The organism is Paraeggerthella sp., from assembly GCF_048427265.1.
GTDB lineage: Bacteria > Actinomycetota > Coriobacteriia > Coriobacteriales > Eggerthellaceae > Paraeggerthella > Paraeggerthella hominis.
Genome location: NZ_DBFOSR010000066.1, coordinates 1 through 7276, shown reverse-complemented (window position 1 = coordinate 7276; position 7276 = coordinate 1). Strand labels below are relative to the sequence as shown.

General features: G+C 61.9%; 6 protein-coding genes and 1 pseudogene. 6 read left to right on the top strand and 1 reads right to left on the bottom strand.

Annotated features, from left to right (window positions below; translation table 11 throughout):
* The 4 genes and pseudogenes from ACMNI9_RS06420 to ACMNI9_RS06405 all read left to right on the top strand — a co-directional run.
* Window positions 1-207, top strand: a pseudogene (locus ACMNI9_RS06420) (hypothetical protein); the annotation flags it as partial.
* A 10-nt stretch (window positions 208-217) separates the two neighbouring features.
* The gene (locus tag ACMNI9_RS06415; RefSeq protein ID WP_114568022.1) at window positions 218-1024 is read left to right on the top strand and encodes a creatininase; all 807 of its coding nucleotides are present in this window, start codon (window positions 218-220) and stop codon (window positions 1022-1024) included.
* A 184-nt stretch (window positions 1025-1208) separates the two neighbouring features.
* The gene (locus ACMNI9_RS06410; RefSeq protein ID WP_114568023.1) at window positions 1209-2510 is read left to right on the top strand and encodes an MFS transporter; all 1302 of its coding nucleotides are present in this window, start codon (window positions 1209-1211) and stop codon (window positions 2508-2510) included.
* 339 nt (window positions 2511-2849) lie between these two features.
* The gene (locus ACMNI9_RS06405) at window positions 2850-4070 is read left to right on the top strand and encodes a putative ABC transporter permease (RefSeq protein ID WP_114568024.1); all 1221 of its coding nucleotides are present in this window, start codon (window positions 2850-2852) and stop codon (window positions 4068-4070) included.
* A gap of 30 nt (window positions 4071-4100) precedes the next feature.
* Here ACMNI9_RS06405 and crcB read toward each other — a convergent pair whose 3' ends face one another.
* The gene (gene crcB, locus ACMNI9_RS06400) at window positions 4101-4496 is read right to left on the bottom strand and encodes a fluoride efflux transporter CrcB (protein ID WP_418831287.1); all 396 of its coding nucleotides are present in this window, start codon (window positions 4494-4496) and stop codon (window positions 4101-4103) included.
* Window positions 4497-4731: 235 nt separating this feature from the next.
* Between crcB and ACMNI9_RS06395 the strand changes: the two genes are divergently transcribed.
* Together ACMNI9_RS06395 and ACMNI9_RS06390 are read left to right on the top strand one after the other, a co-directional pair.
* Complete coding sequence (locus tag ACMNI9_RS06395) at window positions 4732-6171, top strand: putative DNA modification/repair radical SAM protein (RefSeq protein ID WP_418831286.1); 1440 nt, start codon at window positions 4732-4734, stop codon at window positions 6169-6171.
* A complete protein-coding gene (locus ACMNI9_RS06390; RefSeq protein ID WP_418831285.1) occupies window positions 6168-7076 on the top strand; it encodes a TIGR03915 family putative DNA repair protein in 909 nt (302 codons plus the stop codon). The genes ACMNI9_RS06395 and ACMNI9_RS06390 overlap by 4 nt, the downstream gene beginning before the upstream one ends.
* Window positions 7077-7276 lie beyond the last annotated feature (200 nt).

Here is a 7276-nt window from a genome sequence, read left to right as displayed (position 1 = left end):
GACGCCAAGCGCGACGCGAGCCTGCCCGTCCACAGCATCGTGGAGGCGTACACGGGCGGCACGGCGTTCGCCTGGTACGGCATGCGCGACTACCCGCGCCTGAAGAGGGTCATCCTGGCCAAGCTGGCCCAGGGCGGCCAGCAGGCCAAACGATCCTTTATCTTCCGCGCCAGCAAAGCGCAAGTCGACTTGCTGGAAAACCGATAGGAGGCGCACCGTGAAAGCAACGGTTTACATGGAGGAGATGGACGCGTTCACGTACCGCGAGAAGCTTCGCAACGATGCGGTGGTGTTCGTGCCCGTAGGCGCCCTCGAGCAACATGGATCGCACATGGCCATGTGCGTGGACGCCGCCCTCACCAAAGCCATGGCGGGAGCCACGGCCGAAGCCCTGACCGCCTACACCGAAGGCGCGATCGAGGGCATGGTGGCCGCGCCGATCAACTACGGCTACCGCTCCCAGCAGCGCTCCGGCGGCGGATTCCACCTGTCGGGCACGACCAGCCTGCGCGGAACGACCCTCATCGCGCTCTCCCGCGACATCGTGTTCAGCATCATCCGACAGGGAGCACGCAAGATCGTGCTGATGAACGGCCATTACGAGAACTTCCAGTTCATCTTCGAAGGAGCCCAGCTGGCCCTCGAGGATGCGCGCAAAGACGGTATCGACGACGCGAAGATCCAACTGCTCTCGTACTGGGACTTCGTGGACGACCAGACCATCGCCGAGCTTTATCCCGAAGGCTTCACCGGATGGGACCTCGAGCACGCCGGCGTCATGGAAACCTCGCTCATGCTCCTGTTCTACCCCGACCTGGTCGATATGAGCAAGATCAACGATCCGCTGTACGACGGACTGCCCGCCACGCTTCCCAACTACGACGTGCTGCCCATCATCGCCGATTACACGCCGCCTTCGGGCTGCCTGTCGTCCCCCGCAGCATCGTCGCGCGAAAAGGGCATCATCTTGCGCGACGTGGCCGTACGCAACATGGTAGGCGCCATCAAGCGAGAATTCGCCTAAGCGCAGGGAGCGGCCCTCATCCGAAACCGGCAACATCCACGGCCTTCCGGCGCCAACCGCCAGGAAGGCCGTGCGCGTAAAAGGAGCATCATGACCGCATCGTACACCATGCTTCACGTCTTCGCTCCCAACGAAGCCGTTCACTTCCTGGGAGACTATCACGAAATCCTAGAGGGGGATTGCCATGCATACGCACGCAGTTGAGAAAAAAGTCCCGTTCAAAGTAGCGCTCTCGTCGTTCCTCGGCAACTTCATCGAGTGGTTCGATTACGCAACCTACACGTACTTCGCTATAACCATCGGCATCGTGTTCTTCCCTGAATCGGCAGTGAACTCAACGCTGCTCGCGTTCGCGGTGTTCGCGATCTCGTTCGTCTTCCGTCCGCTGGGCGCCGCGTTCTGGGGCAGCATGGGAGACAAGAAGGGCCGCAAGTGGTCTTTGTCCATGTCCATCTTCCTTATGACGGGCGCAGCGTTTCTCATCGGCTGCCTGCCCTCGTACGAGACCATCGGGCTTCTGTCGCCCATCCTGCTCATCTGCCTGCGAAGCGTGCAGGGGTTCTCGGCCGCAGGCGAGTATTCGGGCGCTGCCGTATTTCTGGCCGAGTACTCCCCGGCCAACCACCGCGGCAAGTACTGCTCGCTCGTACCCGCTTCGACCGCAGCCGGCCTGTTGGCCGGTTCGACCGCCGCGCTGATCATCAAACTGCTGCTGCCCGAAGCCGCCGTTATCGAATGGGGCTGGCGCATACCGTTTCTGTTGGCAGGCCCGCTGGGCTTGATCGCGCACTACATCCGCACCAAGCTTGAGGATTCCCCGACGTTCGAGCAGATGACCTCCGACACCAAGCGCGTCAAAGAAGCCCCCAACCCCACCCGCCTCGTGTTCAAGAAGTACCGCAAGCGCCTGCTTGCCAGCATCGCGGCAACCATGGTGAACTCGGTTGGGTTCTACCTGGTGCTCACGTACCTGCCCACGTACTTGACCAGTTACGCGGGCATGGAAGCGGCACCCGCCCAGTTCGCAACCGACGTTGCGCTCGTCGCCTACATCCTCATCGTGCTGGGCGCAGGCAAGGTATCGGATATCGTCGGGCGCAAGAAGATGCTCCTGGGCGCCTGCGTCGCCTTCATCGTGCTGAGCATACCGGCTTTCACCATGCTGAACACAGCTTCGCTTCCCATCGTTATCGCAGCTGAGCTGATTCTGTGCATCACGCTGTCCATCAACGATTCGAACATCGCCTGCTACCAAGCCGAAATGTTTCCCACCGAAGTGCGCTACACCGGCGCCGCCCTGGGATCCAACATCGCCTACGTGGTGTTCGGGGGAACCGCGTCGATGGTCGCGACCGCGCTTATCGACGCAACGGGCAACGGCATGGCTCCGGCGTACTACATGATGGGAATTTGCCTGATCGCCGGCATCATCCTTCTGTTCACCGCGCATGAGTACAAGGGCGTTCCGCTGAACGACATCGAATAGCATTCGCAAGTTCGCTCGCTTCACGGCAGATTCCTGCGAAGGCAAGCGCTCGACTGCAAACCGAGCGGGCCCCGCAAGATACGCCGCTATTCGCCAGAAGGACCGACTGCATCGCAGTTCAACGATGCGGTCGGTCCTTTCTCTTCGCAAGCGCAGCCCCGCTTTCGCCGTCAGGCGAGCGACCGCCCTTCGCGCATGCCGCTCCAGTGCAACCGAAAAGAACGTCCGCCGAATCCCCCTGCCATGCGCTCCTTCTCCGCTATACTGGTCTTTGTCAGCAAATCACGCGGGCCAGCCCGCGATCAGGCCGCATCGACCGCACACCGCCAAGGAGAGTTCATGAGGAAGCGCGACGACCTCGTACGTACCGACGACTGCGCCGCCGATCAGGCGATAGCCCCCAATAAAAGAAGAATCCCCCTTCCGCTCAAAGTGTTCGGCATCCTATCGATGGTCATGGGCGGCGCTTTGGCAGCCTTGCTTGCGCTGCTCGTGATCGGCACGGCGCTGCTCGTCCAAAACGGCGCGTTCGAAGGCGAGCTCTCGTCGGCAACGCTCATCATCTTCATCGTGGACACCGTGCTCATGACCGTGCTCGCAGCCATGTTCGCCGTGTTCGGCATCCGCCTGCTGCTCAACAAGCGACGTCATGCCGCGGAAGTCGCGGACGTGATGATCGTCGTGCTGGTCGGAATCGTCCTTTGCAGCATCATGCTTGACGGCCTGAACCTAAGCTTGGCTGCCTACGGTGCAATAGCCGTGTTCCTTGTTGTCATGCAAAGCTACCTCGACCCCTCTTTGGCGCAAGAGCGCGAACTGCAGCGTAAACTGCGCGACATGGAAACGCGCGAGGCGGCCGAAGACGGCACGCTCGGCCGCGACGAAACGGGCAAGGGATTCATAGCCCTCAACTTCTTCAACCTGTTCTGGATATTCACGGTCTGCTGCGTGCTCGGGCTCATGCTCGAGACCGTCTACCATTTCGCCGTGGTGGAGCCGGGCCACTACCAAGACCGAGCCGGCATGCTCATCGGGCCCTTCTCCCCCATTTACGGATTCGGGGCGGTTCTCATGACCATAGCGCTCAATCGGTTCCACAACAAAAACGTGGTGCTCATTTTTTTGGTAAGCGCTGTTATCGGAGGCGCGTTCGAGTATCTGACCAGCTGGTTCATGCAGTTCGCTTTCGGTATCGTAGCCTGGGATTACTCGGGCACGTTCCTGTCCATCGACGGACGCACCAACGGCATGTTCATGGCCATGTGGGGAATCCTCGGCGTGATATGGATCAAGGCATGCCTGCCCTGGATGCTGAAGCTGGTGAACCTGATACCTTGGAACTGGCGCTACACCATCACCACGGTATGCGCGGTTCTCATGATCGCCGACGGGGCAATGACCCTGCTCGCGCTTGATTGCTGGTATCAGCGCATGGCGGGAACGGCCATTCAGGATTCCGCGGTGGTTCAATTCTTCGACGAGCATTTCGACAACCAGTACATGCAGGAACGCTTCCAAAGCATGTCGATCGATCCAGGCAACGCAACGCGCGCGAAATAGCAAAAGGGAACCGACCCGCAACCAACCCGGTCAAGCCTGCGCAGAGCCGGTTGCAGCCGCGCGCACGGCGCGGACGGCCAAGCGCCCCAGAACCACGCCCGCCAGGCAGGCAACGACGCTTCCGCATGCGTACGCCGCCCCCGTGACGTACTTCCCGCGTTCGATAAGCGTCAGCGTCTCCAACGAGAACGTCGAAAACGTGGTGAAACCGCCGCATACGCCCGTCTTCAAGAACAGGACCGCATTGTCGGACATGCCGGGCCACACCGTAGCAGCCTCGAACACGGCCCCGATAACCACGGCGCCGACAAAGTTGATCAGAAACGTCATGAGCGGAAAACCGCCTTCGAGGGGAACAAGCCCCAGCAGATAGCGGCCCACGGCTCCCACGAACCCGCCAAGACCCACGCACAGCATCGCCATCATGTCCTGCTCTCCTCCTCTTCGGAACCTGCCCAGTATAGCGAAAGGCCCGTGCGCGCGCACCGGAAAACGCCTTATCGTGCGCGCCCTTGCACCGAAAGACCGGCCGTAGCGAACACCGGGGCAGAACAGCAACAGGGGGCGAACCTCGCCCGTTCGATTGACAGCGAACGTTCGTTTGCGTATTATAGCGTACAGATATTCTTACGAACATTTGATCGCGCGAACGGATGACCGCATGGATCTACTTGCGAAACTCGAAATCCTCGCCGATGCGGCGAAATACGATGTAGCCTGCACGTCCTCGGGCATCGATCGCGACGCCCAGAAGGGCAAGCTTGGAAACACGCTGGCTGCCGGCTGCTGCCACAGCTTTGCCGCAGACGGGCGGTGCATCACGCTTTTGAAGGTGCTCATGACCAACGTTTGCGTGTACGACTGCGCCTACTGCGTGAACCGCGCATCCAACGAAGTTCCGCGCGCTGCGTTCAAGCCAAGAGAGTTGGCGGATCTCACCGTGTCGTTTTACCGACGCAACTATATTGAAGGCCTGTTTCTCAGCTCGGGAGTTATCCGCAATCCCGACCACACCACCGAGCTTATGATACGAACGCTCGAGATTCTGCGCGAGGAGTACGGCTTTCGCGGCTATATCCACGCGAAAGCCGTGCCGGGGACATCGCCCGAGCTGATCGATCAACTCGGGCACCTTGCCGACCGCATGAGCGTGAACCTAGAACTTCCTTCACAGCAAAGCCTGCGGCTGCTCGCCCCCGAAAAGGACAAGCAGCGCATTCTCTCGCCCATGAAGCAGATACGAGACAACATAGCGGTCGACAAGGACACGCGCGCGCTCATGCGAAGGGAAACCACGTACATGACGCAGGTCAGCCCCAAGCGAAAGGAACGAGCCTTCGTACCCGCCGGCCAATCGACGCAGATGATCATAGGAGCTACGCCTGAAAGCGATTTTCAAATCCTGAACCTTTCGGCAGCCCTCTACCGTACGCTCTCGCTCAAGCGCGTGTTCTTCAGCGCCTACATGCCCGTGAACGACGATGCGCGTCTTCCGGGCGCCGATGCCGTCCAGCTCAATCGCGAGCACCGTCTCTACCAAGCCGATTGGCTCCTGCGGTTCTACCGCTTCGACGTGACGGAGATCATCGACGAGGCGCACCCTTTTCTCGATCCCGATTTGGACCCCAAGGCAAACTGGGCTATAAACAACCTCGATTTCTTCCCCGTAGAAGTGAACACCGCTCCCCTTGAGTCGCTGCTGCGCGTTCCGGGCATCGGCGTACGGGGAGCCAGGCTTATCATGCGCGCACGGCGCACGACATGCCTACGCGAATCCGAGTTGCGCAAATTGGGCATAGCCTACAAGCGGGCACGGTTTTTCATAACCTGCGGGGGCACCTACGCAGGGCGCGGAGCCGATTTTTCGCCCGAAGGACTTCGAGCGCAGCTGGCGGCGCCCATTAAGGGCGGCGCGCACGGCCGCCGGTCCGCCAAGACTACCCCCGGGCAACTAAGCTTGTTCGAAAAGGTCGAAACGCCCGAGAAGCTGCGTGCCGCCGGCAAAGACCCGCGCAAGCTCGACACCGGCGTTCCCCCGACAGCGGACGGCTCCTTTGGTTGGCAACGCGCGCTCGAACCGCGCACGACGGTTGCCGTATGAGCAATCCTCACGACAGCCGAAACACCGCCCGGCCGGTGCGCGAAGAGCCCTTGCAGGATGTTGCCTACGCATACGACGGCACGCCGGAAGGCCTGCTGACGGCGGTGTTCCAAGCCTACGCCAATCGCGAAGACCCGCAAGATATCGCCCCCGGCAACACATTGCAGCCACGCCTGGGGCAAACCGTCCGCACCATAGAAACCGACATGCAGCTTGCAATGCGGGTTCGCAAAGGCATCCAACGTACGTGCGGGCAGACGGCGTTCGAGGCTGTTCTGCACGCCGCGCTGTCAGACGACCCGAACACCGGAGCCATCGTGTACCGATTCGTGCGCTACGCCATGTCGCGCCGCCAACCGCACGACTGCGCCCGATGCCCGAAACAGCATCGCTGCGCCGGTATCCCCAACTGCACCGCAGCGTCGGCAAGAAGATCGAGCGTGCTCGACGACCTTGCGAACCCAGCGGTCGGAGCGCTTCTCAAGCTGGACCGAGCGGTCATGAACGAGCGTCACCGCATGCTCCAGTTCCTGCGCTTCGAGCACCTGGAAAACGGTGGCTGGTTCGCGCGATGCAGCCCGAACGCTTCCGTGGTTCCCCTGGTCATGGACTGGTTCGCGGGCCGCTTCAACACGCAGCCCTTCGCGGTGCTCGACGAGCGGCACGCCCTGGCCGGCGTGTACGAGGGACGGGGCTGGCGGCTCGTGCGCACGGAGGGGGCCGACCTCCCCGCGCATGCGTCGGACGAGGAGCTCATGCAGGCGGCATGGAAGCGCTTCTACGACGCGACCGCCGTCGAGGCCCGCTACAACCCCGAGCTGCGCCGGCAGTTCATGCCCGAGCGCTTCTGGAAAGACTTGACCGAGATGCGCCAGGGCGCCCCGGGCGAGGGCCTGGCGCGCTGAGGAAGCCGAGGTGCGGCCGACCGGCGGACCCTCCCCCCGCGAGCGGCGGACGGCCCCGCGCAGCCCGCCCCCCCCAACGCAGAAAGGGCCCCGGAACCTGTTACGGCTCCGGGGCCCTCCCCGCGGCCCGCGCGGAATACGCCGAGCGCCCTGCGCGAGCGCGACGTCCTATCCTCCCACAGCCTTGCGCTGCAGTACTT

Bases quoted from the DNA above. Each gene is read 5' to 3' on its own strand.
- ACMNI9_RS06390 (WP_418831285.1), top strand. From the start codon at position 6,168: ATGAGCAATCCTCACGACAGCCGAAACACCGCCCGGCCGGTGCGCGAA.
- crcB (WP_418831287.1), bottom strand. From the start codon at position 4,496: ATGATGGCGATGCTGTGCGTGGGTCTTGGCGGGTTCGTGGGAGCCGTG.
- ACMNI9_RS06410 (WP_114568023.1), top strand. From the start codon at position 1,209: ATGCATACGCACGCAGTTGAGAAAAAAGTCCCGTTCAAAGTAGCGCTC.
- ACMNI9_RS06405 (WP_114568024.1), top strand. From the start codon at position 2,850: ATGAGGAAGCGCGACGACCTCGTACGTACCGACGACTGCGCCGCCGAT.
- ACMNI9_RS06395 (WP_418831286.1), top strand. From the start codon at position 4,732: ATGGATCTACTTGCGAAACTCGAAATCCTCGCCGATGCGGCGAAATAC.